At 25.0% G+C, this 2,072-nt stretch carries 1 protein-coding gene and 1 pseudogene; both read right to left on the bottom strand.

What is annotated here, in order from left to right; genetic code table 11:
* A pseudogene (locus L8V79_RS08015) lies at nt 1–1,241 on the bottom strand (hypothetical protein); the annotation flags it as partial.
* The gene (locus L8V79_RS08010) at nt 1,228–2,058 is read right to left on the bottom strand and encodes a hypothetical protein (RefSeq protein WP_087689607.1); all 831 of its coding nucleotides are present in this window, start codon (nt 2,056–2,058) and stop codon (nt 1,228–1,230) included. The gene L8V79_RS08010 and the pseudogene L8V79_RS08015, both read right to left, overlap by 14 nt.
* Nucleotides 2,059–2,072: the final 14 nt, after the last annotated feature.

The raw sequence follows: 2,072 nt of genomic DNA, 5'->3' as shown, positions 1-2,072 counted from the left end.
TCAATGCTTTTATAAAGTTCTTTTCTTGCATTTAAGTAAGTATCATTTAGTTTGTTTTTATGAGAGATAAAGATAGTATAAAAACTAGAGTTAAATTCTAATTCTTTTATTGTGTTTTCATCAAATAAAGCTTGCTTATCTTTATCATATAAAACATAATCTTCACAAAAATATAAAGCTTTTAATAAATAGAGTTTTGAATCAATGTTGATGTTGTTGATATCTTGCAAGTTTAAAGTCTTTAGTAGGTATTGTTTATTAGCAATAATACTTAAGCCTTGATTGGAATTTAAAAAAGTATTTTTTTCTTGTTTTAATTGAAAGCTTAGCTTTTCATTTAAAGATTTAAATAAAGAATTAAAAATTTCATTTTTTATTCTATTATCTTCTTTATAAAGTTTTAAATCAAATTGATATTTTTGTTCTTCTTGTTCAATGATTTTTTCTTGTTCTTTTAAATCTTGTATGTTTTTTAAATATTCTTCATCTATAAAATTGTAAGTTGTAGAAGCTATACTTGTTTTAGTTATAAGTTCTTTTTTCTTTGCTAGAGCAAGTTTGTATTGTTTTGAATAGCTAGGGTAGGGGCGTGGAGTGAAGAGGGAGAAAGGATTGATTAGTTTTTGAAAAAAATCATTTGGATGATCAATACATTGACCATTAGGTGTTATAGAATTACTAGGGCATACAACAGGAGGTTTAATTTTATCTGCGATTTTATTAAGCAAATCTTGAGTATTTATTAGCAGTTTTTTTGCTAATTCTTTAATGTTTTCAGAAAAATAGTAAGATATAACACTTCCTCCAGCAAAAATAATTATACCAAAAATAATTTTTCCTCTAAACAAGATAAGTGCTATTTCTTTAGAAATATCTAAGCCTTTTTTTAAAACAAAATCTTGTATAACTTCTTCTCCTAATTTTACTAAAACTTTAGTTATATCGCCATTGTTAATATACTCTAAGGTATATTCAGTAATTTTTAGTTTGTTATCCACTTTCTCTGTAATAACTTGAACTTTTTGAATATAAGGTTGTAGGGTTTCTTTAGTGGGAGAGTTGGAGGAAAGGTCAAGTGCCTTATTGTTTCCTTTTAAAAAGTTATTTATACCTCCACTAACTTCTCTACCACTTTCTATAATCTCTTGTCCTTCTCTTAGAGCTTCTTTTATACTTTCTTTAATGTTAATAGTAGTATTGTTTTCATTATTAACACTAGTATTATTTTCATTTGCATTCATCTAAGGCCTTTTGGATTTTGTTTATTGTATCTTCTAGAAAAGGTAATATATCCTTACGATAATTCCTAAAATTTTCTTTTAATGTCTTGTCGAAAAGTTTTGAGCCATCAGGATCTAAATTATTAAATATATTATACCCCTCTTTTATTTTTTGAAACATGAAATTTCTATTTTTAAAAGAACATAATTGATTGTTATGAAGTAAAAAAGAGCTTGGAATTGATATTTTAAAATAAATTGCTGCATTTTTATATTCGGTTCCCTTATCCAAATAACCTATGCTATCTAAATAATCATAAAATTCTTCACAATGCTTTATAAATTTAAGTTCTTCTTTAAAAATTTGTTTTTCTAAATCTTTAGTAGAGGCTCTTAAGTTTAGGTATTTTTGTTTTTCATTTGAGTTTAAATTACTTATGAAATTAAGATAACGAAAAAAAATTCGTTCATTACCAATTAAAAAGTGAAATGTGTTAGCGTAATTTTGAAGAGAAGCTCGGTAATATCTATCCTTAAATCCAAAGAATTTAGCCACCTTAAAATCAAAAATAGCCTTTTGCATTTTTGCATTTAAATCTTTAAAGTCTTCTAGTTTAGGCTGATAATCATCTACAATTTTAATCATATCTTTAGGACTTGGATTTAAAGTCATTTTTTCAATAATTCTAAATTCTTGTTCTTTTTCAAAGAGATGATTTGCTTCCCAATAAATCGTATATAAAGGAGAATAAAGTAATTTTGCAAGCACGGCAAGTATTATGATTAATATAATACAGGGTATATAAAATCTTTTAAGTTTATAAAAAGGTTTTTTCATTTATATTCCTTGAT

It is taken from the genome of Campylobacter sp. IFREMER_LSEM_CL2194 (assembly GCF_025771685.1).
GTDB lineage: Bacteria > Campylobacterota > Campylobacteria > Campylobacterales > Campylobacteraceae > Campylobacter_D.
The sequence above is the reverse complement of the archived record's forward strand: the minus strand, read 5'-3'. Positions and strand labels throughout refer to the sequence as shown.

Excerpts from the sequence above, each read along its gene's own strand:
- L8V79_RS08010 (WP_087689607.1), bottom strand. The coding sequence starts at position 2,058 with ATGAAAAAACCTTTTTATAAACTTAAAAGATTTTATATACCCTGTATT.